Genomic DNA, 26354 nt, shown 5'->3' with positions numbered 1-26354 from the left:
CCGTTATGAAGAAGACCTGGCTGCTCGGCTTTGGTTTCTTTAGCATCAGCTTGACCTGGGCGCTGTATAACGCCTTTGTGCCCTTCTTTCTAGAGCCGTACCTGAAGAGCACGGCTATGATCGGGTTTATGATGACCATCGACAACTACTTTGCCATGTTTCTTCAGCCGTGGATTGGGAGACGCAGCGACCGTACCAATACACGGTTCGGGAGGCGAATGCCCTACTTGCTGGTCGGGATGCCGCTGGCTGCCCTGTTCGTCACGCTGGTGCCCTTCCATACCGGATTCCTGACCCTGATCCTGTTCCTTGTATTAATGAACCTGTCTATGAGTGTGTATCGCTCTCCTGTTATTGCTCTTATGCCGGACATCACCCCGGAAGCGAAACGGACACAGGCCAACGGGATCATTAATTTCATGGGAGGCATTGGTGCAATCATGGCCTTCGGCGGGGGCTCTATGCTCTACCAGGCGGATCGTTCTCTTCCATTCCTGGCCGCTGCTGCCGTGACGCTTGTATCGCTGTTTATCGTATTCCGGTTCATCAAGGAACGCAGGGGCCAAGCGGAGGAGGAGGGGGATGTTGAAACGGCTGATACTGTAGCCGGTGGCTTGCGCGGCCAGTCCCTCCGCAGTGAGCTGAACCGCACGACGGTCATGCTGCTTGCAGCGGTCTTCTTCTGGTTCGTCTCCTACCAAGGGGTCGAAGCGCTGTTCACTCTCTATGGTAAAAACCATCTTGGCATGGATGAATCGGCAGCCTCCTTCTCCTTGACCTTCTTCTCACTGTTCTTTGTGCTCTTTGCTATACCGAGCGGTATGATGGGAAGCCGGTTTGGTAAGAAGAACGTCATTGTGGCTGGCGTTTGCGGGCTGTTTCTTGTTTTCGCGGCAGTCAGCTTCGTGAAATCGCTTGTCATGCTGAGGCTGCTGCTCGCCCTGGGTGGTATTTTCTGGGCCTGTATCAATATCAATTCCTATCCGCTGGTTGTGGCAACGGGGAGGGAGAGCAGCATAGGGACAAGAACGGGACTCTATTACCTTGTTTCCTCGCTTGCTGCTATTGTTTCCCCGCCGCTGCTTGGACAGGTTATCGACTGGTTTGGTTATGCTGCGCTCTTCTACTGCGCGTCCGGCGGCCTGCTGCTTGCCCTGCTGATGCTGCTGCAGATACGGCAGCAGGACGACAGGAATGCCACAATTAACCTGCCCTCCAAGACCGCCCAATCTTAGATTAATCCGGCTGAATTATGACAAACCATCGCCCCGCCCCCTAATACTGTTATCCTGATTATTGCTGGCTGTGATCCGTTTAATAAAAAGGGTCCGTAATGGAAACAGCTAGTTAGACAGGAAAGACAAAGAAGGGGGCACGGCGGTGGTTTTTTATATTGCAGTGGTGTTTATTGCTTTGTTCGTTATTGTTGGCGCTTGGCTTCCTGAGCAGTTTGCTGCGGGAGCCAATGCGGCGTTTACGTTCTCGATTGAAAAGTTTGGCTGGTTTTATTTATTCGCGACGTTCGGCTTTCTGCTGTTTGCCTTGTTCCTGGCATTCGGCAAGTACGGGAAAATTCGGCTTGGTGCCGATGATGATGAACCGGAATATTCGACTCTTACCTGGTTTGCGATGCTGTTTAGTGCGGGGATGGGGATCGGCCTCGTATTCTGGGGAGTGGCTGAGCCGCTTACCCACTACGTTATGCCGCCGGAAGAAGCAGGGAGTCAGACAGCCGAGGCGGCCAGGCTCGCAATGCGCTACTCCTTCTTCCATTGGGGGCTCCATCCTTGGGGGATCTATGCGGTTATTGCCTTGGCGCTTGCTTATTTTCAGTTCCGCAAAGGCTATAAAGGACTTATTAGTGCCACCTTCAGGCCGCTTCTCGGCAGCCGGGTAGAAGGCCCGATTGGTAAAGCGATTGATACTCTGGCCATCCTGGCAACTGTGTTTGGTGTGGCAACTTCACTTGGACTTGGTGCACTGCAGATCAATGGCGGATTAGCTCATCTGTTTGGTTTGCCGACCACAGTAGGTTACCAGTTGGCCATCATTGGCGTTGTGACAGTCTTGTACCTGCTCTCAGCGACTACTGGACTTGACCGGGGGATCAAAATCCTCAGCAACCTTAACCTGCGTCTGGCTGTGCTTCTGCTGTTGTTCGTGCTGTTCGCGGGTCCGACTTCGTTCCTGTTCGACACCTTTACGGCTACGGTTGGCGGTTACCTGCAGAACATTGTTCAGATGAGCCTTCGGCTGACGCCATTCAGCCAGGGAACATGGGTAGGGGCGTGGACCTTGTTTTATTGGGCCTGGTGGATTGCCTGGGCCCCCTTTGTGGGAAGCTTCATAGCCCGCGTATCCAAGGGCAGAACAATCCGGGAATTTGTGCTGGGCGTCCTCTTGGTTCCTAGTGCTTTCGGATTTCTATGGTTTGCGGTCTTTGGGGGAACTGGGCTGCATATGGAGATGTTCGAAGGCATTCAACTGGGCGAAGTTGTGGCATCCGATGTCACGATGGCTCTGTTCGGCGTGCTGGACCATCTGCCGCTGGGCATGCTGCTGTCGGGACTGGCTACCCTGCTGATTCTCACATTCTTCATAACCTCGGCTGATTCGGCGACCTTCGTACTTGGCATGATGTCATCTGAAGGAGACCCCAACCCGGCTAACCGGATCAAGCTCACCTGGGGCATCCTGCAATCCTCTATTGCGGCCGTGCTGCTGCTAAGCGGAGGGCTTGGGGGGCTGCAGACGGCCTCTATAGTGGCGGCTCTGCCGTTTGCTGTTATTATGGTATTCATGTGCGTGTCACTTGCCAAAGCGCTTGAAGGCGAGAGGAAGGACATGCAGAGGCGGGAACGCCGGCGGCAGAAGAAGCTGGATGAATTGCTCGAGGAGCACACATAAGAGCGCATATGAATGAGCGCAGACTAGAAGAGCGTCCCTCCGGTCATCTTGCATGACGGAAGGGACGCTCTTATCTTTACTCAATAAGAGTTACTGCACAACCGTACGGTTCTTGCCGGACTTCTTCGCGGCATAGAGGCCGTTGTCGGCCATCTGGAATGCCTGCTCCTTAGTCTCGCCTGGCAAGCATTCATGAAGGCCGATGCTGATCGTGATCATGCGCCCATCAAGCTCGGGGATTGCGGTGGCGGCAACGGATTCGCGTATCTTCTCGACATGCTCGAAGGCCTTGTCGCTGTCGCCGCCTGTAAGGATAATCACAAATTCCTCGCCCCCGTAACGTGCAGCAAAATCATCAGGGCCGATATGCTCCTGAATCCGCTGGGCTACGCTCTTGAGCGCGATATCACCGGTGGCATGGCCATAGGTATCGTTAACGGATTTGAAGTTATCGATATCAATCACGGCAAGCTGCAGATGATACGGATTATCTCCGCTGTGCACCAGCAGCTTCTCCATATATTCATGATACGTCTTGTGATTATAGAGATTGGTCAACGGGTCGATCTTGGTCGTCCGGTCCATCAGCGCATTCCGGATCAGCAGGTCCTTCTCGGAATTAGTGGACTTCTCCAATGAATCAATTAGCTCCTGACCGCGGAGAATGACGCCAAACCCTGAGATTGCGGTACAGAGCAGGATAGAGCCATTAATAATGATCAGGCCCGTCATGGCAAACGATTCTTTCTGCAGCATGATCAGAGTGCTGGAGAATACAATACCGATCAAGGCGGAGAGGAGCAGGTAGCGCCGGTTCAGCATCAGCGTCGACACCAAGAGTGGCAGAATCATAATAAGTGGTGCAGCCGTCACGGAGAGGTGAATGAACAAGGTGATGACCATACCCATGATATTGGCTACTGCAAATAAGGCATGATCAGCATACCTGCCCATCTTACGCATAATGCATTCAAGCACGGTAAGGAGAGAGACAAGAATCGTATCGGGAAGAAGCATATAATGAATTAAGTACTGCTGAGACGAAAAACTGCTCTCCAGTAAGCTTTTGGACACATAGGTTAGCAGTTGCCCGGCGATTAATATGCCTAGTATGATCCAAAGCATGTTTATAAGGATACGTGTCCATCTATTATGAACGGCTGTAATTGGTGTGCTCATCGGAGCGCCCCTTTCTAAGAAGAGAAGTCTGCAAGTGTGGCGGGGTGCTGCTTCGAGTTATACATGAGAAATCAGTATACCTTTATAGTATCTCATTCGACATGAAATAACAAAAACATCTTTGCTGCCGATGGAAGATTTTAATGACCAGATTCTAAATTGACGAGCCAGTGGAACGTGGTATGATGAGTTGAGTTCGGTTCACTGAAGCTGCTTGTATTCAAACACAACTATATTGGCGGGTAGGTAGGGATGTTACGATGGGGAGAAACGCATGGTATTACGTCGGGCTTCTGGCGGCAGCTGCGATATGGGGAGCAAACTTTGGTTTTTCGCGATGGGCATTGGCATCCTTTGATCCCATCCTGTTTACCTTTTTGAGGTTCGGGCTGGCCGTGCCATTGTTCTTCGGCCTGCTGTGGTGGAAGGAAGGCAGCATAGGTGTGTCGGTTAAGGCTGGTCTGCAGCTGGCCGTGATAGGTGCGGTCGGTGTGGCAGCATTAGAGATTGCCGTTACGTATTCGATTAAATACACGACACTTGCGAATGCTTCGCTGCTCAACGTGGCGCCTTGGCCGATTTTTGCGGCTCTATTTGCTCCTTTATTCCTTAAGGAGCGGTTCACAAGCCGGCTGGCAGCTGGCGGTGCCGCGGCTCTCGCGGGCGTCTGTCTGATCATACTGGGAGGGGAAGGCGGCTTCGATCCATCGTCAGACCACATGCTGGGGAATGGCCTCGCTCTGATGGTAAGTGTCATCGGCGCCCTCTATAATCTGGCCTGTATGCCGCTTATGCGCACCTATTCAGCTTTGCGCGTCAGCGCATGGAGCATTGCGTTTGGCAGCCTATTCATGGCGCCGTTCACGGCAGGCTCCTGGTCAAAGGTAGATTGGTCTGGGCTTGGCGGTGTTCACTACGCTGTACTGGCGTATAATATCCTTCTGGCAACGGTAGCGGCATTCATTATATGGAATGCATGCATGTTCCGGGTCGGGGCGGCAAGAGCAAACTTCTTCCGTTATGCGGTGCCTCTGTCAGCTGTAATCGCCGGGCTGGTCATGTTCGGGGAGACGGTAACGATGGGGCAGCTCTTCGGCGGGGTGTTCATGGCTGCTGGCCTGGTCTGGATCAGCACTGAACGCAGGCAGCCGTTGGAGACGCCATCCGGATAGCCGGAAGAGCGTTTAGACCCGGGGGTTCCGGGGACGTACAATAAGCAGAAGCTTGGGCACCCGCACTTTTTTGCGGAGGAGGCCCAAGCTTCTGCTTTATTTTAATTATAAAAATCCAGCTGCCGGCCTCAGCTTCATTCTGCTTCCAGCATGCCAAGCATGGGGATTTGATACTGCATTCCACAGCCTACTTACAACTGCAGCAGGGGAGCAGCTCATTCCCGCTCAGGCAGCCGGCTGACATTAGCTGTGTGACAGCTGAAGCAGATGCAGTGCGCGTTCGAATTAGCGGGAAAGGCAAATTGCAGGCACGAATTTTACGAAGGGTCTTAGCAGCTGCTATGCCAGCTAAAGGTGAGGTTATGAACGGGATGCTGCTTGCAGGAGCAGGACCTTATTCGCTGCCCAGCGGGTTAGCATGGCAATCAGGAAGTAGATCGGGGCTGAGTAAGTGTAATGCCAGTTATAAGGGGCATAGATCCCCATCCATACGGCAATCGGCTCCAATACAAAGGCAAAGAGAAGAGCAAGCGTCAGGGCAAATAGTGTATATTGCTTCCAGGAATTGGTATACTGGTAAATCCACATAAATAAGAAGCCTATCATCAGATCGACCGAATACAGTCGGGAGCCCCAGGGCATCAGCATATGAGGGTAATCCCACAGCTGCAGCTCGGCACCCGTTACGTCGAGTGATACGCAGATCATCTGGGTCAGAAGACCGCATATAACAATCTGGGGCAATCTTGTTCTGTCCACCGTTCTGACCCAGAGGACCAGCACAGCAGTCAATGAGATAATGAGAAACCACCAGGGGAAGGTAAAGAGGACCTCACTCTTCCAGTACTCCCACCGCATGCTGCCCAGTTCCTTTTGTATCCGGTGAAGATCCTCTAATGTCACTTCCTGCATACAAGGCACCTCCTCCGCTGTTATTAAAAAATGCTCCCTCTAACCGGTGAATTTGTAAAAAAACCTGTTCTCATTGTGCGCTTTGTGGTAAAAAATAAACGTAATCCAGGATGTGAAAGACTGGATTACCGGATTACGGCTTGATCAACGGGTTTCTGCAGCGCTAGTTGGTTGATCTATAGCGGCCCTAAGAGGAGCTGGACAAGACAGAGGGGAGTGCGGCCGATGAATAAGCGTTTGACGGACAAGGCCGGCATGCGCAGCCATCTGAAGCCAAGGGGCAGGCTGGGCTGGAGAGAATATCTGTACGCGGGCGGAATGGTGCTTGCGTTCGGATTAATGGTGCTTGGGCAACTGGTCTGGCTGCCTGATCCGCTGAACTTTGGCAGCGGCAGACGCTGGATTGATATATTGAATGGACTGGTCTATATCCTGGCGGTTGTGCCGTTATTATGGACAGCTGCTGCGGCTGGCTGTATCGCGTCGACCCTGCGTGCGGGCCGGAGGCTTCATACGTCGAAGCGAAGCATGCTTGTAATCGTGCTGTCCTTGTCCGCCGTCGCTGCAATTATTACGCTGGAGACAGAGGCGGCCAGTATCAGCTGGGCAGCCGGACTTCTTGGGGCAGCCTGGCTGGCGGTGTTCATGGACCTTGCTAATACCGAGCGGCAGCTGACGAAGCGTTCCCGCAGAACCCTGGCGGCTTTTTGCGGAACGCTCGCCCTGATGGCCTTTCTCTTCTGGCCGACTAATTACATGGTGACATACCCGGGACTCACAATGGACATGAGCCGCTATGCACAGGCAGAGGGAGGCAAGACGGAGGGGCGCATCGACGGCGTGCTGATCTTTCACCGGCCGGCCTTTCCGGTGGACTGGCTGTATGCGAAGCTATTCCCGCATTACAGCTTCGAGCCGATTGAAGAGCTGGGCATGCCGCTTGGTGAATATGATGAGCTCGTCAGGGAGATGAAGACCGATGCGGATGCAGCGGCCAGCGCAATTGCTTATGAACGACTCGGGTCTGGCGCCGGTATTATTGCCCAGGGTGTCCGGGTGACGGGTATTGAAACCGGGAGTCCAGTGCTTGGTGTGCTCCGGGCAGGTGACATCGTGACAGAACTGAACGGGGAACCAGTACTGTCGGTAGTAGAGCTCAATGAACGGTTGAAGGATGTTCCGCCCGGCGGCTGGGTGCAGCTCACGGTGATGCGGGAGAAAGAGGAGGTTAAGTTTGCAGCTCCGACCAGAGCGGATAAGAACTTCCCGGAGCGTGCCGTTTTTGGTATCCGGGTCCAGAATGTGCTTTATCCCGATGTGCCTGGGCGAGTCTCCTTTCGCGATTATCTGGTGCATGAGGGCGGGCCGTCACACGGGGCGATGCTTGCGCTGGCGTTGATTGACCAGCTGACGCCGGAGGGGATTACCGGTGATATCCATGTAGCCGGGACCGGCACAATTGGACCGGGAGGCGTGGTCGGTACAGTCGGCGGCGTTGAGCAGAAGGCCTACACAGTGTACCGTGCAGGGGCTGATGTGTTCTTCGTTCCGGCGGGTCAGGAGGATGAGGCGCATAAGGGTGCGCCCGAGCTGGAAGTTGTCCCCGTTCGGAATCTGGATGATATCCTGAATTGGCTGAAAACAGCCGCATAGCCCCGCTAAGCAAGAAGCAGCGAATAAAAACGCGTTTAACTGCAATTAAGCGCGTTTTTCTTTTTGTCAGAGGCTGAATTACAATGAACAGGACTAGAGATTACAGCGGGGACGAGGGATTAACATGGGCTTATTACAAAAATTGAAATGGCCAAAACGCGCATCATTGCCGCCGGAGAGGCAGCTTTCCAAGGAGGCCGGGCTCACAATAACCATTCATGCCCTGTTCCAATTCGGCGCTTCAATGGCAGGTTTGTTCCTTAACTTGTATTTATGGCGGCTGACAGAAGACCTGGTTGTTAATGGCGTTTACAACATTATTGTTTATTTTCTGACTCCAATCGGATTTGCCGTGGGCGGCTGGATCGGTAAACGCAAGGACCGGATGGTGACGTACCGGCTTGGTATATTATCCATGGGCCTGTTCTTCCTGCTGGTTGTCTTGGCCCAGGAGCAGGTAGTCAGCTTCTATCTGCTGTTTGCGGTGCTTAACGGCTTCGCCTCGGGTCTTTACTGGATGGGCTTCCTGGTCTTGATGTATGACGTGTCCCATGACCGGAACCGGATCCGCTTCCTGGCACTCAATATGGTATTCTTCAACGCGGCGGGGCTGGCAGGCCCGGCTCTTGCCGGGTATATCATTGGAAGCAACGAGGGGCTGCGCGGATACATGATTACCTTCATGCTGGCATTTGTCATGTTCCTCATTGCGGCGGTCGTCAGTCTGCGCATCGGCACCATTACAACCCGCCACAAGGTTTATTATCTCAATCTCATGGGGCTGCTCATGCGCAAAAACCGCGTCTGGCTCCAATCGCTGATCGGTTTTTTCGTATTTGGGCTGTTTCAGGGCATTATGCTCTTCCTGCCGAACATTCTGCTGTACCGGACAGTCGGCAGGGAAGACCTGGTTGGCTACTTGGGCGTCTTCTTCTCGGGACTTGTGATCGCGTCCGGCTATGTCATCTCGCGCAAGGCCAAAGAGTCGGGAGCAAGGAGGTATATACTAGCCTCTTCCACCGGTGTCGTGCTGGGGGCTTCTTTCCTTGTTATTGACGTCAGCTTCTGGACGGTGGTCTTGTTCATGATTCTGTTCTCGATCAGCAACCCGCTCGCTATCAACACGCTGAATACATATTACTACCGTCTCATGGGCACACTTCCGCTCAAGGGGCAGCTTCGCAACGAGGTCGTAGTGGTGCGGGAGTTTTATCTGAATTTTGGCAGAATGATCTCAATAGCGCTGCTGCTGTTGTTCTCACAAGACCTCGAGTCGGCTTGGCTACCGGTGGTCTTGGTGGGCACAGCCTTGCTGCAGTACACCATATTCTGGATGATTGGGACGGGTCAAGGGGATGTTCAGAAAGCCGGACCGGGTAAATCGGGATAATTTGCGGCAGAAAAACATGATACAATATGTATTGACGTGTATACATTTTGTATTGCTGTGCTGCGGAATGGTAAGATAGTGCCAAAGGTTATCCCGAACGGAGTGATGAGATGCAGGATCAATCAGAAGATATGCTCTCAAGCGTCAATCAACCGGTACCCAGACTGGATAGCGGCCTGTCCGTCCCCCGCATTATTGGGGTAGGAGCTTCCGCTGGCGGCCTGGAGGCACTGGAGCAGCTTATCGGCCGCCTTCCAGACGATTTGGGGGCCGCCGTCGTCATTGTGCAGCATCTATCGCCTGATTATAAGAGCTTCATGTCAGAGCTTCTGCTCCTCAAGACGTCCATGAAGGTGCTTGAAGCCCGGAACGGCATGCAGGTGGTGAAGAATCATATTTACTTAATTCCCGCCAAGTCCTACCTGACCGTACACGGCGGTATGCTCCATTTGAAGGATTATCCGGACCAGCAGGGCATCCACCTGCCGATTGATGTGTTCCTGGAATCACTCGCGGCTGAACAGGGCAGCCAGTCCGTTGGGGTGATCTTGTCAGGAACGGGCGCCGATGGCACTTCAGGGGTTGAGGCTGTACATCGGGCGGGCGGTATAGTAATTGTTCAGAATGAAGAAACAGCCAAGTTCAATGGTATGCCCCGTAGTGCGATCCAGACGGGAGTAGCTGACTATGTTACATCGCCAGCCAAGATAGCGGACGAGATTGTGATGATATTGAAGTCGCCGTCCCCCGCTGATACAAGCGAGGATCAGCTCCGCAAGATTTTAACTGTCATCCGGAAGCAGAGTGGAATTGATTTCTCGTCTTACAAACAGAACGGCATGATGAGACGGATCGAGAGAAGGATGAAGATCGCCGGTATCCCGACGCTTAGGCTGTATCTGGAATATATGATGGAAAATACGGCAGAGGCAGTGATGCTGCAGAAGGATTTTCTTATCGGAGTCACGCATTTCTTCCGGGATAAAGAAGCATTCCAGGCTTTGTATGAGAAAGTTATACCGGGGATCTTCGAAACTAAGCTGCAGAACAGGGAGAAGGAAATTCGCATATGGATTGCTGGCTGCTCGACCGGGGAAGAGGCTTACTCCATTGCCATGCTGTTCAAGCAATACATAGACGAGCAGAAAAGTGATATGCAGGTACGGATCTTCGCAACGGATCTTGACCGGGAAGCAGTTGATTATGCTGGTGTCGGCGTCTACCCCAAACACATTGAGGAGCATGTGCCCGGACAGTATCTGTCGAAGTATTTTTTCTCTAAGGAAGGCGGCTACCAGGTCAGCAAGGATATCCGCAAAATGATTGTATTTGCCCCGCATAATATTATCAAGGACCCGCCCTTCGTAAATCTTGATCTAATTTCATGCCGGAATATGATGATATATTTCCAGCCCGATATGCAGAAGAAAATCTTAAGCTTATTTCACTTTGCCCTGAATACAAGGGGATTCCTGTTCCTCGGGCCAAGTGAGAGCATCGGCAAGCTGGACAACCTGTTCAAGGCTGTGAACCGCAAGTGGAATATATTCTGTCATAAGGAGCTTTACCAGTGGTCTCAAAGCCAGCTGAAGGAGGTTGTTTACCAGGATCCCGGCCAGGAGACGGCATCCAGTCATATAAGCCGGGAAAATATATTCGTGAACAGGCAGCAGCCTGCTGTCAAGAAGCCGGATGACCTGCATGTCCAGCTCGTTGAGGAGCTGCTTCCCCCTTGTGTGATCCTGAACGAGAAGAATGAAGTCATTCATACCATTGGTGATGTCAATAAATATATTAGCATGCCCAAGGGACGGGTAAGCCTCAACATTAACAAAATGATCGCGGCTTCCCTCTCCATGCCGCTCGGCACGGGTATCTATAAGGCCAGGCGGGAGAAGCAGAAGGTCACGTATATTGACATTAAGATTGGTGAGGGACATAACGGGCGCAGCATCAAGCTGACGATCCAGCCGCTGCTTGCGAAGCGTGAAATGCGCAACCTGATTGCCATTCTCTTCGAGGAGACGGAGCGGGCCGGCGACACGTCCGCTGGCACACACGACATGCAAGGGCTGAATGACGGAACGGATTACCGGATTCTTGACTTGGAGCGGGAACTGCAGTATACCCAGGACAGTCTGCAGGCGACCATAGAGGAGCTGGAGACGGCTAATGAGGAGCTGCAGTCCACGAACGAGGAGCTGATCGCTGCCAACGAGGAGATGCAGAGCAGCAACGAGGAGCTGCAGTCGGTGAATGAAGAATTGATCACGGTCAACTCGGAGCATCAGCGAAAAATCCAGGAGTTGATTGAGCTTAATAATGATATGGATAATTTTCTGCTGAGCACCAAAATCGGGACGATTTTTCTGGATACGGATATGTGCATACGCAGGTTCACGCCTTCAGCAACCGAAGTATTCCACTTAATGGAGGTGGATATCGGCCGTCCGATTCATCATATTTCCCACAAGCTGTGCTACGGCTCGCTCATCCAGGATGCGGCTTATGTGCTAGCGACCTCGGATGTGGTGCAGAAGGAGCTGCAGTGCAGCGAGGGCAACTGGTACAGTGTGCGTGTGCTGCCCTACCGGACGACAGACAACCTGATTCGGGGCGTTGTGGTGACCGTGGTCAAAATAACCGAGCTTAAGCTGGCCAATAAGGAGCTCCAGAAGCTCTCTTATGCGATTGAGCAAAGTCCCAGCATGATAATGATCACGGATTTTCGCGGCAAGATTGAATATGTGAATCCCGTATTTGTGAGGAAGACCGGCTACCAGGCAGAGGAGATAAGGGACAGGAGCCTGAAGGATTTTCTAATTGAAACCACCTCCGCGCCGCAGGTTTGCAGCAATATTGAGAAGCATATCTTCACAGGGGACAAGTGGACCGGCGAGCTGAAGCAGAGGACGCGGGATGGGGAATGGTACTGGGTGACCTCATCGGTGCTTCCGATCGAGAATGAGGATGGCGAAATCATTCATTACCTGAAGGTATCGGAGGATATAACGGAGCGGAAGAAGACGGAGGAGCTGCTGCGCAAATCGGAGATGCTGTCGGCTGTCGGAGAGCTGGCGGCTGGAATCGCTCACGAGATCCGGAATCCGCTGACTGCGCTTAAGGGATTTGTCCAGCTGATGAAGGCGCAGGGGGGCAATGAAACCTATATCTCGATCATGCTCTCGGAATTTAACCGGATTGAGCATATTATTAATGAGCTGCTGCTTCTTTCCAAGCCGAAGATGATCAATTTCCAGCCGCAGAACCTGCTGATGATTCTGAATGATGTGCTGCTGCTGATCGACACCCAGGCACTGCTGAACAAAGTGACGATTCATACGGAGCTGGATGCCGGCCATCCTTATGTCCACTGTGTTGAAAATCAGCTGAAGCAGGTGTTCATTAATCTGTTTAAGAATGCGATTGAGGCAATGCCTGAGGGAGGCAACATCTACGTCAGCATCACACGCAAGGATGACGGGGATATTTGCATGTCGATCCGGGATGAGGGATGCGGCATACCGGCAGACAAGCTGCCGCGTCTGGGCGAGCCGTTCTTTACGACGAAGGAAAAGGGCACAGGGCTTGGCCTGATGGTCAGCTACAATATTATCGAGGGTCATAACGGTGTTATGCGTATCCAGAGTGAGGAACACAAGGGAACCACGGTTACGATAGAGCTTCCCGCCTTGTAGGGCAGGCAGTCAAGCATTCCTCATTGCTTTAAACCGAACGCCGGAGGGTAATAAAAGCATGTACGCACCCGTTCTGGTGCACACTGTTATTGGGTGATTCTTGAAAGGAGTGGAAGAGCATGAGTGATGCAAAGAAGGTCGCATTTTTGCTTGCAGATGATTTCGAGGATTCGGAAATGAAAAATCCGTTCGAAGAGATGACGAAGAACGGACATAACAGCGTTATTATCAGCCTGAAGCAGGATGATGAATTGAAGGGCAAGAAGGGTACCGTCACATACAAATCGCATCTGGCTGCCAAGGATGCCAAAGCTTCCGACTATGCGGCAGTCATTATTCCCGGCGGCAAGTCGCCTTCCCATCTGATGAACGATAAGGATGTGCAGGCTTTTGTCCAGGAAGCGGATTCCAAAGGGATTACGATCGCGGCTATCTGCCACGGTCCACAGATTTTGGCCGCAGCCGGTCTGCTGAAGGGACGCACCTTGACCTCCTATCCGGGTATTGCAGATGAAATGAAGGAAGCGGGCGGCAATTTTGTTGATCAGGAAGTGGTCGTTGACGGCAATCTGATTACCTCACGCACGCCGGAGGATGAGCCGGCATTCATCCAGGCAACCATTGACAGACTAGGGGTCAATGCCTGGTAAGAAGGCGGGCTGACGGGACTTTCGGGCCGGGACACCTGATATAGACAGCTGAGAACGTCGGTCTGCCGGTATTAACCGGACAGGCCGGCGGTTTTTTTATGGTTGTTAAACCTCCGCTATACCTGGCAGAGCGTGCGAATCTTGGCAGCGAAATTAACCGGGCTCTATGTTACAATAAGCGGTGGTTAAAGCGGAGTGCTGGTTATAAGATTAGCGGATTCAATAGGTCGGGGGTCTACATGAAAAAGGAACGGATTGAGGAAATTACGCTGCTGCGTGCGCTGGCATTCATGGCCATTACCATGCAGCATTGCATCGCGGAGTACATATACAGGCCGGATATTATGCAGCCGGATGGTATCATGCTCGCCATGCTGTACCACTTTACGCGCTTTGGCACACCAACCTTCGTGTTTTTGTCGGGGGTGATTTTGTTTTACAATTATGCAGGGCGTAAGCTGGACTACGGTCCTTACCTGTACAAGCGCGCCCGGGATATCCTGCTGCCCTTCCTCGTATGGACGGTCATATACTGGCTCTCAGTGAGCTTGTATGCTGGATTGCCTGTTGGTGCATCGTCATCCTGGGCCGAGCTTGGCCGGCAGCTCATTCAGCCAACCTACGGCTATCACCTGTGGTTTATTCTGATGATCTTCCAGTTCTATCTGCTGCTTCCGCTCTTCCTGAAGGCGGGAGACAAGCTGGGGTCGTGGGTGAGCGCTGCTGGAAATCAAGAAGGTCGGCGCACCGCTGGTCTCCTTACTGTGGCTGGATTGCTGTATGGACTGCTGATGTGGTTTGCCTACTACCGGGCCGGCACCCTTACAGCTGAACTGCCGGATGGCTTGTGGAAATGGCTTCTCGTCAACCGGACGAAATGGTTCCCGTTCTATCTGTTCTATTTCATTCTGGGGGCATTGTGTGCCGTGCGGCTGGTGAAGTTTCGCGAGTATGCGGTGCGTTCGCTCGTCTGGAGCGGTCTCGTGTTCATTGGGCTGTATGTGTGGGCAGGCTACAGGCTGCTGCAGGCATCAACCGATAAGATGATGCTGGGTGTCTCTACCTACCTGCATCCCTTCGTCTTTATTCTTATTGTCTGCCAGCTGATGCTGGCCTATGGTATCGCCGTCCTGCTGAACCGCTATGGAGGCTTGTTCAAGCGTTTCATGCTGTTTGTAGGCAGTCATTCTTTTGGTGCGTTCCTTGCTCATGCCTTTGTGTTGATGCTGGTATCGGCGCCGTTCAAGCAGTCGCAGCTTGCAGGCTATCATCTTCCGGCCGCAGTGCTCACTTTCTTCGCAGTGGCGGCGATCTCAATCGGGCTTTCGGCCATGTTCAGCCGTCTGCCTTATGGCTGGCTGCTGAGCGGAGCGCAGGCGAGGAAGAGGCGTACGGTTCCGGCTGCAGGAGGATTTGCAGCGCAGCAGGTTTCCGAAACCGCCGGGGGCACGGAAGTTCCGCCGGTTAAGTCGCTTTAACTCTGATCGGTGGCGATTGATCTTAGCGTGCATTCAAAAGGCTGGGAGCAGGTTATAAGAACCTGTTCCCAGCCTTTTTCTGTCTGTCAGTATAGGCAAGCCCGATTTCAAGGCGTAACAACCGTTGAGGGTTGATTAAGAATGCTGCGCACATAAGCAGGTGCTTCTCCGGCAGGTATCGGCCGGCTGAACAGATAACCCTGCACAAAGTCACAGCGCCAGTCGCGGAGCAGGGTCAGCTGCTCATCGGTCTCCAGGCCTTCTGCCACCACAGGGAGATTAAGCATATGGACAAAGTTGATAATGGATTCGGTCATCCTGCTCTTGCTCTGCCGGCCGTTAAGATCATGAATGAACGACTTGTCGATCTTAACAAGGTGAATCGGGAACTTCTGCAAATAATTGAGTGAAGAATAACCTGTGCCAAAATCATCCAATGCAAACCGGATGCCCAGCTTCTCAAGCTGCGACATCGTTTCGGCAGCAGATTCGACGGAAGCCATCAGCCCGCTTTCTGTAATTTCGAGCTCGAGCCGGTCGGGCGGCAGCCCCGTTTCATTCAGAATGCGGACCACTCCAGCTGCAAAATCCGGATCCCCCAGCTGGACGGCGGATATATTAACAGACATGAGGGATTCCGGGAATAATGGCAGCAGCTCCTTGAGGTGGATCTCACAAGCCTGCCGCAGCACCCATTCACCAATCTCGATAATTGTACCGTTCTGTTCCGCAATGGGAATGAAATCAGCGGGGGAGACGGGGCCGAGCCGCGGGTGATTCCACCGGACAAGAGCTTCGAAGCCGCGCAGCCTTGAGGTGTCCGTATTGAACTGCGGCTGCAGATGAAGACTGATCTCCCCTCTTGCAAGAGCCGAGCGGAGCGCTTCCTGGATCTGGCTGAAGTGAACGCTCTTATCGGCCATGCTGGGCTCGTACATAATCGTATGGTTCTGGCCCTTCTTGCGTGCTTCATGCAAGGCAGTCTCCGCTTGACGAAGCATGGTCTCGACAGCATCCTTCTTGGCGGCTCCAACCGCTACGCCTGCTGTCAGCGTGAGATTGATTTCCATCCCATGAACCCGGTATGGCTGCATCAGCTCCTGCTTGATCTTCTTCAGCTCGCATTTGAGGTTTTCTGACATATTGTCGAGATTCTTCAGACACATGACGAATTCGCCCATGCCATAGCGGACCAGCAGGGGTTCGCCGAATCTGGCACGGATTCTGTCATACATTTGAATCAGCAGCTGCTCGCCGAGCGCATAGCCGTACAGGTGGTTCAGGTTCTTAAAATTATCAATTTGAGCAAACGCCACGGCGGTTCGTGAGCTCCCGCCTGCATAACGCTGCAACTCCGTTGAAATGTTCTTAAGATTGGTAATCTCCAAAAACGGATGTGAAAGCACGCGGAATTCTCCGGCCATCACATGACAGAACAGCAGTACAGTCAGCGGATATAGGATAAAGACCGGAAGAGCATAATCTTGGAGATACTTTAAGAATATATGGCCAGGGAGCATCATCATCCATGGGAGCATCTGCAGGGCGAGCAGGAAGCCAAGTCCCAGCAGAGGAAGATTAGACAACCGGCGGTTATTTCTATGCTCGTACCACCGGGCCAGCAGTCCCAGCAGCGCCGCTGTCATCACCGTGCCGACCCCGGGAATGAAGCCGGCGCCTTCAAGGTAATAACGCCCGGCCGCTACGAGAAGCACGGCAAGCAGCGCACCTCTTGTCCCCCCGTACAGTGCCGCCATCGCGACGAGGACGGCTCTTAAATCTACGATCACGCCATCGGAGACGATAACCGGATACTGCATAGATACGATTCCTGCGAGGCCGAAGAGAAGGCCGCATGCCCAAAGTTTGATGGTACAGTGCAGATGCACCATATATCGCCGCATATAGTTAGCCAGGAATATGAAGAAGCCGATATCTGCGGCATTGCGCAGCAGGTTCAAAAACACGGGCCACTCGAACAATGGGAGCATCCTCTCTGCCTTTTATATAAGGATTTGATGTCATACAGCGGTCAGCAAATATTGGTTAGGTCCAATGCAGATTGCAGCCGTGATTTTCATAGCTGTGCTGCTCTTCCATCTTATCGTGTCCTTGCGTTTGTAGCAAGGAAAAACAGATATAATTCGACAAAAATCCTTATGATTCTATCTACTGAGTGTCAAATGGGCTGATGAAAACAAATTTATTGTCAGATCGGTAAATTTCATACACAACATTAAATAAAAACGCTTACATTTAGGAGGCATATAGACAATGGGAAAAAGGTTGCTCCGGCTTCTAGCAGCCAGTCTGCTGGTGTGTATGACGGAGTTATCAACTATGGTCTTACCTTCGTTGGTGTAAGCCCTTACTGGCAGCTGATCATTAAAGGCCTAATCATTGTAGCGGCCGTTGCGTTCGACGTCCGCAAGTACATGGCGAAGAAATAATATCCGTTATTCATGATTCATCTTTCCCAGCAAGAAGGGGTGTTCCCTAAGTCATTAACGACTTAGGGAACACCCCTTCTTCCGTTGGGAGACAACAGATAATGCTGGCAAAAACCGACGAATACTAAGGTTAATGAACAGTATCCGTTGGGCACAGCGAGAAGGTATGCTCAGCCCGCGAGTAGGCGACACCTTCCATATAGACGGTGTCATTCGTTACGGCGTCAACCAGGATATGTCCGGCAATCCGCTCTTCATCCTTCCACACGGCAATAGGCTGCTTCTCATGAATGCAGGTCATGAACTCATCGTCGCTTCGCACAATCTCGGGATCGGCGGAGCCTCCCTGCAGCTCTGCAGCAACGATCTCTTCCTGCAGCAGAACGGCTGTCGATTCCAGCAGATGCTCGAACTGGCTGATGGATGGGGATAAGGTGTTAAGCTCCAGAATCTGGTGCTCCGCTTCCTCTAACAGCTCCTTGAGCTTCGCGAACATGGCAGAGAGCTGAGCCTTGGGATAGGCCCCCCAGTCATGAAGAGAAACTGCCGTACGCGCCGTTTCCCAGGCATGCTTAAGGGATGCCTGAACCTGCTTCAACTCCTCTCCTGCCCGGCTAAGGAACTGCTGAAACAGATACAGAACAGCAAGGGCTGAAGCGGCTTCCTGCATCCGCTCCGACGGCTCGCCGTCCCGCTGGACAGCGGCTATAAGCTTCTCTATTCGTGCAAAACCGGAACGAGAACGAAGCTCTGCGTCCCGGATTGTATCAATCAGCGCTTCGGTTGTTTGATTGGTAACCCATACGGCGTCCAGCAGCTTGGTATATTCCAATTGAATCACGCCCTTATTCCGTAATAACCGGCCGGATCAACGGCCGTCTAACCATCATTAACCGGATAGAGAGCATAAGAACCGGAAAACGCAAAGTTAACCTTCACACTTATAAGTTATGTTTGGTATATTGCAATGTTGAATAGCAGGTGGTATAGTATAGCAGTGGGTAGATGGAATATTCATCCTTTTCTTGCAACCAGCTATTCTACAATGAATAATAGTAAACACTGAAATATAGGAGATGGTGTCCGGTTATGAATGTTCAATTCAAGAAGGGCGTCCTGGAAATCTGCGTACTGGCGCTCGCCTCCCGCGAGGACCGGTACGGATACGAGCTAGCGGTCAAGATTTCCGAGAAGTTCGAGCTGGCTGTCGGCAGTATATATCCGCTGCTGAACAGGCTGACACAGGAAGGGTATTTTTCAACGTACCTCAGAGAATCAAGTGAAGGGCCGCCGCGCAAGTATTACCGGCTTACTCCGGAAGGAGCGGCATATATGCGGCATCTTGTACTCGAATGGCATGATTTTACGAGAGCAGTTAACGAAATTATTGAGGAAGGGATTCGATAAGCATGAACAAGGAGCAGTACATGGGAGAGCTGAACCGCCTCTTGACCATTGTACCCGAGCATCAACGGGCAGAATGGCTGTATGATTACGAGCTGCATTTTCGGATGGCTGCCGAAAATGGAATTCCCGAAGAGCAGGCGGCAGCTGAGCTGGGCGACCCGCGCCTGATCGCTAAGGAGCTGTTGTTAGGCTACCGGGTGCATCAAGCGGAGGATAATAGCACGGTGGTTTCCGTGTCTCGGGCAGTATTTGCGACTGTAGGCCTCGGATTTTTTAATTTGGTCTTTGTGCTGGGTCCTTTCATAGCTGTTCTGGGTGTTCTCATTGCCCTCTGGGCTGTATCCGGAGCCCTGCTGCTTGTAGCAGCCGCCTGCATATGGGAGGGATACAGAGGGGAAATGTTCTCCCTTCCGCAAGGCTTCTCGCTGGCTGCTGTCAGCTGCGGGCTCGGCCTGTTGAGCGGCGCAGGCACGCTTTCTCTTAGCCGCGGTTTTTTCAGCATGACACTGAAGTATTTAAGATTTAATACAAGACTTGTGAGGGGTGGGAGAGCATGAAGAAATCCGTAATAATCGGTCTGCTGCTGGTTATCGCTGGTGTGATGGGCGCATTTACAACCTTCAGCGGCAAGGACAACATCCTGTCGTTCGGCGGCAAAGAGGTGAATCTGGAGAAATCGGTTCCGGCGGCGGAAGTTCGCAGTATATTGGTAAACAGCGGGGGGACGGATATTCGTGTTATAAGAGGACGTGAGACGGGAACGATCCGTATGAATCTTGAAGGCGAAGCCAGTGGAAGGTATCTCGATGACATGGAGCTGAGTGCGGAGCTCAGTGGTGACGGCACACTGGAGATTAAGCCGGTTATTGGGGATAACTTCGTGATAGGCCTTAGTGTATTGAACGTGACTTTAACAGTTCAGCTGCCTGAACAGTTGTGGGATCAGGTAGAGGTGTCGGCAGGAAGCGGCGATATTACAGTTAAAGACGTCCAGGCGTCGCGTGCTCTAATCATGCATACCGGCAGCGGGAACATTGAGGCGGAGATGGTAGCGGGTGAAACGGTAGATGTGAGATCGGGCAGCGGTGATCAAGAGCTGGATGGTGTAAACGGAAAAAGGATGGTTATCGACGCTGGTTCGGGTAATATAACGGTTGCCTCTTACAAGCTAGAAGAGCTGGCATTCTTGGCTGGCAGCGGTAATGTAAGGCTGGTGAATGGCTCTGCCCGTCTGACCGGGGAGGCAGGTTCAGGCAATATCCGTTATGAAGCAGACAAACTGGAGGCGCATGTGCGGTTAATTGCAGGCAGCGGGAATGTGACGGTCCGGCTGTTAGAGAATCCGCAGTCCCTTCTGGTGGACTTCAAGACCAGCTCGGGGGACCGTGAGATCGGTTTTGAAGGCATGCAGGTATCCAGCCAGGATGAAGAAGGGGATATTACAGGCTCATTCGGCAGCGGTGAAATCGAACTTCATGTTGAAACCGGATCTGGCAATTTTCTGCTGGGACCGCGCTCCTGATCAATATATAACAAGGACTGCCCGCTGGGGCAGTCCTTGTTGCTGCTTTGATGCCAGTTAGGCAAAACGGTAGTAAATGACGAGGAAGGTCGCGAGCACAAAGATGAAGTTCAAGGTCACGAACACCATCTGGTCGATCCGGGTTTTGTGAATGGAGACGGGGGGCTTGTAGAAGCTGACGCCTTCAATAATGAATAGAATCAGAATAATGTGAATCATAAAATGGCCGACAAACTCGGTTATGCCGAACAGCATGGTCGTCGAGATGAAAATTAATGTCAGTACAAAGGCCAGCAGCCTGTTCAGAATGCCAACGACAAGAAGGTAGCCGACGACAAACTCAATAAAGCCCGCCATTACAATGAAGTCGGTTGCGGCAAAACCGAAGGTAGGTACGCCATGGCTGGCGATAATATCCTGAGCCATGGACGGATATACCCACTTCTCCACGGCCACCCAGCACAAGGATAGGCCTGTCCCCAGATAGAGGAGGGGAAAGCCAAGGCGCGACTCCCTCGTTTTTTCGAGCAGCAGGACACCAATAATAGCTAAATAGAACCCGTAATCGAGCATGTGGAAAAGCCCGGCTCTAAGTGTGACTTCAATGAACAGCACCAGCAGTACGGCCGCACCAGCCTTGGTCGCATAGCGGTGGGGGATAACCAGCAGAATAATCGTTACCCAAAGTAAGATGGTCGTGAATGCTGTATTCAATACAAATTCGGGTGCAAACAGGGAGCTGGAGAAAGCCTGTATCATTAAGGAGGCTGCTGTACCGTATTTCAGAATAATGCCGGTGTAAGGATGAAGCTTGTCCAGAGATTGCTCAATCTTCCGGGATATTGGAAGAGATGACAGGGCTGGAAGCACCTGGGTAAGGACAGCCAGCAGCACGGCGATTGCCACCGCCATCACCATGAAGAAGGGGGTTAGGATATTCTCAAAGGCCTCCTTTTGGGGCTCTACACTCGTAAACCATTTTACATGGGCAAAGGCTGTACCGGGAATGACGAAGCACACCATCACGGCCGTGATGACAGCCAGCCAGCGTTTTTGCATAGACGATGACCCTCCTGTGTGAAAATCAGTTTCATGGTTCCTATCTATATAAACATATTCATTAAGGCTAAAGCGCTATACGTAAGAAGAGGGGCGTTATTTCGATATATCATGCCCAAAAATACACTCTTTATTTGAGACCTGCCTCCCGGTATAATCGTTACCATAGCAGTCCGGTCAGCTCTAAATTTGTCACGATCTGTCGTGAATAGAATGAGAATATTCAAAAACACTCGATTTTAAAAGACAGCGTAAAGAACAACAGCGAACAGGGCATAACTAAACATGCCGTAAACGTCCTCAACTTTTCCAGATTACCCAGATAGAGGTTATATCGTTCTCATTCCCTTTAAGAATTCTAACAAAAATCTAACAATCATATTGTTGCTTTGAAACCGGATATAGTATAGTAGGTATAACAGGCAGGTGGCAATGCTAATAGCCCTACTTTAAAGGTGGAAAACCATGCAGAAAATACTTGTAATTGAAGACGACGCTATCATGGGCCATATGCTGTGCATGTACTTATCCGAAGAGGGTTATGACGTTAAGCAGGCGTTAACCGGGAAAGACGGGCTCCAGCTTATGGATGAGCTAAAGCCGGACGTTATACTGCTCGATCTCATGCTCCCGGATTGTGACGGAATGGAATTATGTGTCGATATCCGGAAACGTTCGGACGTACCCATCATGATCGTGTCCATGAAAACGGAGGTTTCCGAAAGAGTTCATGCCCTTAAGGCAGGGGCTGATGACTACCTGTGCAAGCCCTTCAGCCTGCACGAGCTGACCGCGCGCGTGTACGCACTTATCCGGCGGGCCCAAAGCGGAGCAAAATCAGTTGGGGCAGGGACCGATTTTAGGAGTGAGCAAGCAGAAGACATGACCACCCGCAGCGAAGAGATCAAGCTGGATATTGAGCGCCGCATGCTGATCGTCAGGGGCCAGCAGGTGGAGACGACATTTTCCGAGTTTGAGATCATGCGCCTGTTCATCAGCCATCCGGGGAAGGTTTACAGCCGGGAGGACCTGATCAATACGATAAGAGGATTCGATTCATTTGTCACAGACCGGGCGATTGACGTTCATATCGTCAATTTGCGCAAGAAGGTTGAAGAGAACCCGCGGTCACCCCGCTTCATTAAAACCGTATGGGGAGTGGGTTATAAGTATGTACAGGAATAGGGGTGAATTATATAACGGGCAGGGTACCGATCTTAAGCGGCAACGGGCGGATCGGTACCTTATTATTTAGGATACATCCAGATACAGCTTGGTTCCGTCATTATATTGGAAGATGGCCACGTCACGAATCATCTGCACGGATTTGATCCGCTTCCACTTCCTGCGGAAATCCAAATCAAGCGCAAGACTCTCCAGCTTGGTCTGCAACAGATCCAGTGATCCCTTATGCTCCTGGGGAATGAATACAGGCACGGAACGTTTGCTAAATGTGATTACTTTCATCATCGTACGCGACCTCCTATCTTTTGTTCTAGTATAGGGCTTATGGATTAGAACCTTATAAGACATGCATCAGCCATATATTTGTTTTATTAACAATTCCCTAACACTCCATTTCTTAACCTCTCCACGAGTGATTATTACCCCGTATTTGCTGTCATGCATCTCTAATTTTTCCAGCGAAGGTTGACGAATCGACAAGTCTTCACTACACTTATGAATATAAAATAAAATCATTCATATGTGCACAAACCTGAGTGGAAGCTGCTCGATCATGTGCAGATTAGAGGGGCGGGTTGAAGTTAAGTGAGGAGATTTGACGATCGGGAACGGGAAATCATTACAGCTAAGCTGCTTAGCGAGGGACGGAGACAGTTTGAGACTCTTGGGCTCAAGAAGACAAGTGTGGCAGATCTGACGAAGGCTGCGGGTATAGCCCAGGGCTCCTTTTATTTGTTCTACGGTTCGAAGGAGGAGCTGTATTATGACATTCTTCTTCAGGATGAGCAGGAGATTCGTGAACAGATGCTCGCCCCGCTGCGGGTGGGACGCGTCAGCCGGGAGGACTTCAAGCAGTTTCTGCGAGCCTCCGTTAAACTGATGGAGGAACGGCCGCTGCTGCGCCAGCTTTATGACGAAACGGTGATGGAGCAGCTGTTTCGTAAGCTGCCTGAGGAAAAGCTCAGTGAGAACTTCCGGAATGATGCTGACGACCTGCTGCCTGTTCTGCTGCGCGGGAAGGAACAGGGGTGGCTGACAGCCCAGAACCCTGAGACGGTTGTCAGTTTAATAAGGGCGGTTGTCCTGCTCTCCTTCCAGAAGCGTCAGATCGGTGAAGAGCAGTACGATGCAACATTGGAGCTGATAATAGATCTAATAGCACGCGGGCTGGTTACGGAAGGAGAGGGGCACGATGATTGAGGTTAACGGACTTGCTTACCAGTATCCGAACAGCAGCCGCCAGGTGCTAAAGGGAGTTGACTTTCATATTGCCAAGGGGGAAATATTCGGTTTCCTGGGTCCGTCAGGTGCGGGCAAGAGTACGACACAGAATATATTGATCGGCGCGCTCAAAGAGTATAGGGGCAGCGTCCGGGTACTGGGCTCGGAGATCAGGGGTGCGGGCAGCCGCTATTACGAGCGAATCGGTGTGGCCTTCGAATTTCCGAATTTCTACGGGCGTCTTACTGCGCTGGAAAATTTGCAGCTGTTCCGTTCGCTGTATAGCGGGATTACTGAAGATCCCATGAAGCTGCTGGAGGCGGTCGGTCTTTCCGGACATGCGAAGGAGAAGGTTGCAGGATTCTCAAAGGGCATGCGAATGCGTCTTAACCTGTGCAGAGCCCTGCTTAACCGGCCGGAGGTGCTGTTTCTGGATGAGCCTACATCGGGGCTGGATCCAGTGAACGCTAAGGTGCTGAAGGATATCATTCGGGAGAGAAGCCGGGAAGGAACAACCATTGTGCTGACGACGCATAATATGTCTGCTGCGGAGCAGCTATGTGACAGGGTGGCCTTCCTGGTTGAAGGAACCATCCCGCTGATTGATTCGCCACGCGCTCTTATGGTGGCCTTGGGCAGCCGTAAGGTTGTCGTCGAGTACAGGAGCCAGAACGGCAGCACAGAATCAGCCGGCTTTGAATTGGATGGCATAGGAAGTGATCCGGCATTCCACGCCCTGCTCAAGAGCGGAACCGTAGAAACGATCCATACCCGTGAGGCTACATTAGAGCAGATTTTCATTGAGGTAACAGGACGGGGGTTGTCCTGATGCCGGGTGCACCGATTTTGTTCTATGATATTAAGCTGCAGATGAGGCATGGCTTCTACACGGCTTACGGACTGATATGCGGAATCTATATCCTGTGCTTATATTTCATGCCTGCGAGTATGCGTGAAACAGCAAATGTTCTGCTTACCTTCTCAGACCCGAGTGCGCTTGGCTTCTTCTTCATCGGAGGTCTCGTGCTGCTGGAGAGGGGGCAGGGAGTCTATGACAGCTTATTCGTTACGCCTTACCGGCTGGAGCAGTACCTGATATCGAAGACGCTATCGCTCACCCTGCTGTCCGTCCTGTCTGCGGTATTGATCCATGTGGCCGTATTCGGCTTCACCGCCGGAGCAGCAGTGCTGGCTGCCGGCACCATATTAACGTCTGTGTTCTTCACGCTGCTGGGCTTGGGCGTGTCCGTCAAGAGCCGCTCGGTTAACGGCTTCTTCTTCCTCTCCTCCTTTTACTCCCTGCCATTCATGCTCCCTCTGCTGTCCTATGGGGGCTGGATCGGGGCAGAGCGGTGGCTGTTCGGATGGCTGCCAACCTGGGGCTCGCTTGTGCTGCTCCAATCTGCCTTCCAACCGGCGTCAGCAGGAATGCTCATTCAGGCATGCCTGGTGCTCGTCTTCTGGTCGGTGCTTGCCTTCTGGTGGGCGCGCCGCCAGTTTGCGCGTTATGTCCTGTCAGCAATAGGGGAGGGAAAACAATGAGATGGCAGCCAACCGGTTTACTGCGACTGGATGCTAAGCAGGCGACTCGAGACCCCATGTTAGGCTTGGCTTTATGCGCTCCAGTCTTATTGCTGCTTCTCCTTCGCTTCGGCTTGCCTGCGGCAGGGCAGCTGCTCGAAGCCGAGCTGGGATTTCTTCTAACGGATCATGAGCCGCTGCTGCTGGCCTTCTTCCTTCAGCTGGTTCCCCTTATGCTTGGCATGCTGACGGGGTTCGTCATGCTGGAGGAACGGGATGAGCGGCTTATTGGCTGCTATGCGGTCACGCCGCTCGGCAAGCGGGGGTACCTGGCGTACCGCTTGCTTCTGCCGTTCATTCTGTCCCTGCTGTTCACAGTCTTCCTCTTGCTGGCAGGAGGGCTCCGAACACCGCCAGCAGCGGAGTCGTCAGCGGCCGTTATGCTGTATGCCCTGCAAACACCTCTCTTTGCTCTCGTGCTGGCCGCCTGGGCGGATAATAAGGTCGAGGGTCTAGCCTTGGCCAAGGCAGCAGGGATCACTGTTCTCACTCCAGCTGCAGCGGCATTCATACCATGGCCATGGCAGCTGACTGCCGGTGTGCTCCCGTTCTATTGGCCTGCCAGGCTGATAATGGGGGCTGCGGGGAATGAAGGTGCTGGCGGATGGATGCATTCTCCCCTTCTGGCTGCTCTGATGGGACTTGTCATTACGGGGATATGGTTCGTGGCTGTGTACAGAGTTTATGAACGCAAGGTAGAGTCTAGGTGATAGGTAGCGGGTAAGCCGGTTATTGTTTCGCTTGATGCAATGCCGCGTGATTCCGAGGGCGCATTTTTGGAGAATACGGTGTCCTTGTGCGACTTCAGTGCCAGAATGTTGTACAATATGAGCAACACGGTCTGTTCGAAAAAAGGGTGTGATCTCGATCGGCGTTGCCAAATCATTCTT

General features: G+C 52.2%; 22 protein-coding genes and 1 pseudogene. 17 read left to right on the top strand and 6 right to left on the bottom strand.

Annotated features, from left to right (window positions below):
- Nucleotides 1–5: 5 nt before the first annotated feature.
- Nucleotides 6–1235, top strand: a complete 1230-nt coding sequence (locus L1N82_RS15625; protein WP_235288382.1) for an SLC45 family MFS transporter — start codon at nucleotides 6–8, stop codon at nucleotides 1233–1235.
- A gap of 145 nt (nucleotides 1236–1380) precedes the next feature.
- Complete coding sequence (locus tag L1N82_RS15620) at nucleotides 1381–2907, top strand: glycine betaine uptake BCCT transporter (protein ID WP_235288381.1); 1527 nt, start codon at nucleotides 1381–1383, stop codon at nucleotides 2905–2907.
- Nucleotides 2908–2997: 90 nt separating this feature from the next.
- On the opposite strand, the gene L1N82_RS23490 is transcribed toward L1N82_RS15620, so the two are convergent.
- A complete protein-coding gene (locus L1N82_RS23490; protein ID WP_235288380.1) occupies nucleotides 2998–3981 on the bottom strand; it encodes a GGDEF domain-containing protein in 984 nt (327 codons plus the stop codon).
- 365 nt (nucleotides 3982–4346) lie between these two features.
- On the opposite strand from L1N82_RS23490, the gene L1N82_RS15610 reads away from it, so the two are divergent.
- Complete coding sequence (locus tag L1N82_RS15610; RefSeq protein WP_235288379.1) at nucleotides 4347–5258, top strand: DMT family transporter; 912 nt, start codon at nucleotides 4347–4349, stop codon at nucleotides 5256–5258.
- Nucleotides 5259–5618: 360 nt separating this feature from the next.
- Here the strand turns inward: L1N82_RS15610 and L1N82_RS15605 are convergent, their stop codons facing one another.
- The gene (locus L1N82_RS15605; RefSeq protein ID WP_235288378.1) at nucleotides 5619–6170 is read right to left on the bottom strand and encodes a hypothetical protein; all 552 of its coding nucleotides are present in this window, start codon (nucleotides 6168–6170) and stop codon (nucleotides 5619–5621) included.
- 225 nt (nucleotides 6171–6395) lie between these two features.
- Between L1N82_RS15605 and L1N82_RS15600 the strand changes: the two genes are divergently transcribed.
- The 5 genes from L1N82_RS15600 to L1N82_RS15580 all read left to right on the top strand — a co-directional run bounded on the left by L1N82_RS15600 (nucleotide 6396) and on the right by L1N82_RS15580 (nucleotide 15039).
- A complete protein-coding gene (locus tag L1N82_RS15600) occupies nucleotides 6396–7823 on the top strand; it encodes a PDZ domain-containing protein (protein ID WP_235288377.1) in 1428 nt (475 codons plus the stop codon).
- Nucleotides 7824–7965: 142 nt separating this feature from the next.
- Nucleotides 7966–9213 carry an MFS transporter gene (locus L1N82_RS15595; protein WP_235288376.1) on the top strand — a complete coding sequence of 416 codons (1248 nt, stop codon included), beginning with the start codon at nucleotides 7966–7968 and terminating at the stop codon, nucleotides 9211–9213.
- A gap of 110 nt (nucleotides 9214–9323) precedes the next feature.
- Nucleotides 9324–12911, top strand: coding sequence for a chemotaxis protein CheB (locus tag L1N82_RS15590; RefSeq protein WP_235288375.1), 3588 nt, complete (start codon nucleotides 9324–9326; stop codon nucleotides 12909–12911).
- Between the two features lie 119 nt (nucleotides 12912–13030).
- Complete coding sequence (locus L1N82_RS15585) at nucleotides 13031–13561, top strand: type 1 glutamine amidotransferase domain-containing protein (RefSeq protein WP_235288374.1); 531 nt, start codon at nucleotides 13031–13033, stop codon at nucleotides 13559–13561.
- Between the two features lie 239 nt (nucleotides 13562–13800).
- Nucleotides 13801–15039 carry an acyltransferase gene (locus tag L1N82_RS15580; protein WP_235288373.1) on the top strand — a complete coding sequence of 413 codons (1239 nt, stop codon included), beginning with the start codon at nucleotides 13801–13803 and terminating at the stop codon, nucleotides 15037–15039.
- 107 nt (nucleotides 15040–15146) lie between these two features.
- Here L1N82_RS15580 and L1N82_RS15575 read toward each other — a convergent pair whose 3' ends face one another.
- Nucleotides 15147–17006: an EAL domain-containing protein gene (locus tag L1N82_RS15575; RefSeq protein ID WP_235288372.1), complete on the bottom strand. Its 1860-nt coding sequence runs from the start codon at nucleotides 17004–17006 to the stop codon at nucleotides 15147–15149.
- Nucleotides 17007–17366: 360 nt separating this feature from the next.
- On the opposite strand from L1N82_RS15575, the pseudogene L1N82_RS23270 reads away from it, so the two are divergent.
- Nucleotides 17367–17489, top strand: a pseudogene (locus tag L1N82_RS23270) (beta-methylgalactoside transporter); the annotation flags it as partial.
- Nucleotides 17490–17619: 130 nt separating this feature from the next.
- Here L1N82_RS23270 and L1N82_RS15570 read toward each other — a convergent pair.
- Complete coding sequence (locus L1N82_RS15570; RefSeq protein WP_235288371.1) at nucleotides 17620–18330, bottom strand: hypothetical protein; 711 nt, start codon at nucleotides 18328–18330, stop codon at nucleotides 17620–17622.
- Between the two features lie 248 nt (nucleotides 18331–18578).
- On the opposite strand from L1N82_RS15570, the gene L1N82_RS15565 reads away from it, so the two are divergent.
- Genes L1N82_RS15565 through L1N82_RS15555 form a run of 3 tightly spaced genes read left to right on the top strand, consistent with a single transcriptional unit; the run spans nucleotide 18579 to nucleotide 20418 of the window.
- Nucleotides 18579–18896 (top strand): PadR family transcriptional regulator, encoded by a 318-nt coding sequence (locus L1N82_RS15565; RefSeq protein WP_235288370.1) that lies wholly within the window; start codon nucleotides 18579–18581, stop codon nucleotides 18894–18896.
- 2 nt (nucleotides 18897–18898) lie between these two features.
- Nucleotides 18899–19453 (top strand): HAAS signaling domain-containing protein, encoded by a 555-nt coding sequence (locus L1N82_RS15560; RefSeq protein ID WP_235288369.1) that lies wholly within the window; start codon nucleotides 18899–18901, stop codon nucleotides 19451–19453.
- A complete protein-coding gene (locus L1N82_RS15555; protein ID WP_235288368.1) occupies nucleotides 19450–20418 on the top strand; it encodes a DUF4097 family beta strand repeat-containing protein in 969 nt (322 codons plus the stop codon). Before L1N82_RS15560 ends, L1N82_RS15555 begins: the two co-directional genes overlap by 4 nt.
- A 57-nt stretch (nucleotides 20419–20475) precedes the next feature.
- On the opposite strand, the gene L1N82_RS15550 is transcribed toward L1N82_RS15555, so the two are convergent.
- Nucleotides 20476–21477: a hypothetical protein gene (locus L1N82_RS15550; protein WP_235288367.1), complete on the bottom strand. Its 1002-nt coding sequence runs from the start codon at nucleotides 21475–21477 to the stop codon at nucleotides 20476–20478.
- A gap of 465 nt (nucleotides 21478–21942) precedes the next feature.
- Between L1N82_RS15550 and L1N82_RS15545 the strand changes: the two genes are divergently transcribed.
- Nucleotides 21943–22662, top strand: a complete 720-nt coding sequence (locus L1N82_RS15545) for a response regulator transcription factor (RefSeq protein WP_235288366.1) — start codon at nucleotides 21943–21945, stop codon at nucleotides 22660–22662.
- Nucleotides 22663–22728: 66 nt separating this feature from the next.
- Here the strand turns inward: L1N82_RS15545 and L1N82_RS15540 are convergent, their stop codons facing one another.
- Nucleotides 22729–22947 (bottom strand): hypothetical protein, encoded by a 219-nt coding sequence (locus tag L1N82_RS15540; protein WP_235288365.1) that lies wholly within the window; start codon nucleotides 22945–22947, stop codon nucleotides 22729–22731.
- Between the two features lie 300 nt (nucleotides 22948–23247).
- On the opposite strand from L1N82_RS15540, the gene L1N82_RS15535 reads away from it, so the two are divergent.
- From L1N82_RS15535 to L1N82_RS15520, 4 genes are read left to right on the top strand one after another with little or no spacing between them, the layout of a single operon-like run.
- Nucleotides 23248–23862 carry a TetR/AcrR family transcriptional regulator gene (locus tag L1N82_RS15535; RefSeq protein WP_235288364.1) on the top strand — a complete coding sequence of 205 codons (615 nt, stop codon included), beginning with the start codon at nucleotides 23248–23250 and terminating at the stop codon, nucleotides 23860–23862.
- Nucleotides 23855–24712 carry an ABC transporter ATP-binding protein gene (locus L1N82_RS15530; protein WP_235288363.1) on the top strand — a complete coding sequence of 286 codons (858 nt, stop codon included), beginning with the start codon at nucleotides 23855–23857 and terminating at the stop codon, nucleotides 24710–24712. Before L1N82_RS15535 ends, L1N82_RS15530 begins: the two co-directional genes overlap by 8 nt.
- Nucleotides 24712–25425 (top strand): fluoroquinolone export ABC transporter permease subunit, encoded by a 714-nt coding sequence (locus L1N82_RS15525; protein WP_235288362.1) that lies wholly within the window; start codon nucleotides 24712–24714, stop codon nucleotides 25423–25425. Before L1N82_RS15530 ends, L1N82_RS15525 begins: the two co-directional genes overlap by 1 nt.
- Nucleotides 25422–26174: a hypothetical protein gene (locus L1N82_RS15520; RefSeq protein WP_235288361.1), complete on the top strand. Its 753-nt coding sequence runs from the start codon at nucleotides 25422–25424 to the stop codon at nucleotides 26172–26174. The genes L1N82_RS15525 and L1N82_RS15520 overlap by 4 nt, the downstream gene beginning before the upstream one ends.
- Nucleotides 26175–26354 lie beyond the last annotated feature (180 nt).

The sequence above is a fragment of the Paenibacillus tarimensis genome, assembly GCF_021532315.1.
In the GTDB taxonomy this organism is placed as follows: Bacteria; Bacillota; Bacilli; order Paenibacillales; family Paenibacillaceae; genus Paenibacillus_I; species Paenibacillus_I tarimensis.
The sequence above is the reverse complement of the archived record's forward strand: the minus strand, read 5'-3'. Positions and strand labels throughout refer to the sequence as shown.

Coding starts and splice junctions, on each gene's coding strand:
- L1N82_RS15520 (WP_235288361.1), top strand. CDS start 25,422: ATGAGATGGCAGCCAACCGGTTTACTGCGACTGGATGCTAAGCAGGCG.
- L1N82_RS15580 (WP_235288373.1), top strand. CDS start 13,801: ATGAAAAAGGAACGGATTGAGGAAATTACGCTGCTGCGTGCGCTGGCA.
- L1N82_RS15550 (WP_235288367.1), bottom strand. CDS start 21,477: ATGCAAAAACGCTGGCTGGCTGTCATCACGGCCGTGATGGTGTGCTTC.
- L1N82_RS15600 (WP_235288377.1), top strand. CDS start 6,396: ATGAATAAGCGTTTGACGGACAAGGCCGGCATGCGCAGCCATCTGAAG.
- L1N82_RS15545 (WP_235288366.1), top strand. CDS start 21,943: ATGCAGAAAATACTTGTAATTGAAGACGACGCTATCATGGGCCATATG.
- L1N82_RS15555 (WP_235288368.1), top strand. CDS start 19,450: ATGAAGAAATCCGTAATAATCGGTCTGCTGCTGGTTATCGCTGGTGTG.
- L1N82_RS15610 (WP_235288379.1), top strand. CDS start 4,347: ATGGGGAGAAACGCATGGTATTACGTCGGGCTTCTGGCGGCAGCTGCG.
- L1N82_RS15590 (WP_235288375.1), top strand. CDS start 9,324: ATGCAGGATCAATCAGAAGATATGCTCTCAAGCGTCAATCAACCGGTA.
- L1N82_RS15525 (WP_235288362.1), top strand. CDS start 24,712: ATGCCGGGTGCACCGATTTTGTTCTATGATATTAAGCTGCAGATGAGG.
- L1N82_RS15560 (WP_235288369.1), top strand. CDS start 18,899: ATGAACAAGGAGCAGTACATGGGAGAGCTGAACCGCCTCTTGACCATT.
- L1N82_RS15585 (WP_235288374.1), top strand. CDS start 13,031: ATGAGTGATGCAAAGAAGGTCGCATTTTTGCTTGCAGATGATTTCGAG.
- L1N82_RS15565 (WP_235288370.1), top strand. CDS start 18,579: ATGAATGTTCAATTCAAGAAGGGCGTCCTGGAAATCTGCGTACTGGCG.
- L1N82_RS15530 (WP_235288363.1), top strand. CDS start 23,855: ATGATTGAGGTTAACGGACTTGCTTACCAGTATCCGAACAGCAGCCGC.
- L1N82_RS15605 (WP_235288378.1), bottom strand. CDS start 6,170: ATGCAGGAAGTGACATTAGAGGATCTTCACCGGATACAAAAGGAACTG.
- L1N82_RS15625 (WP_235288382.1), top strand. CDS start 6: ATGAAGAAGACCTGGCTGCTCGGCTTTGGTTTCTTTAGCATCAGCTTG.
- L1N82_RS15540 (WP_235288365.1), bottom strand. CDS start 22,947: ATGATGAAAGTAATCACATTTAGCAAACGTTCCGTGCCTGTATTCATT.